This is a genomic window from Campylobacter sp. US25a (assembly GCF_004379075.1).
GTDB lineage: Bacteria > Campylobacterota > Campylobacteria > Campylobacterales > Campylobacteraceae > Campylobacter_D > Campylobacter_D jejuni.
Genome location: NZ_RYYM01000123.1, coordinates 1 through 296 on the forward strand (window position 1 = coordinate 1; position 296 = coordinate 296).

At 27.7% G+C, this 296-nt stretch carries 1 pseudogene; it reads left to right on the forward strand.

Annotation, left to right across the window (positions count from 1 at the left end):
• Positions 1-296, forward strand: a pseudogene (locus ELQ12_RS10300) (hypothetical protein); the annotation flags it as partial.

Genomic DNA, 296 nt, shown 5'->3' on the forward strand with positions numbered 1-296 from the left:
AATATAGCAGATGCTAGTTATGCTATGCTTGATTTAATCTATGAGAATGATGAAAAATGTTTTTTTGATAGTGCTTTTACTACTCATTTGTGGCTTTATGCAGATGGGATAAAGTTAGGGTATGATATAGAAGATAAACATATTCAAAATGAATCTTCAAAAAGTTTAATTTTAAAAAATAAACGTGAAATAGGAGATCCTACAGCTTATTCTACCATTATAGAAGATAGATTTTCTGCTGATCTTGTCTTTAAAAAAACTAGAAAAGACAATGAAGCTTTATATGAGTATCAAGT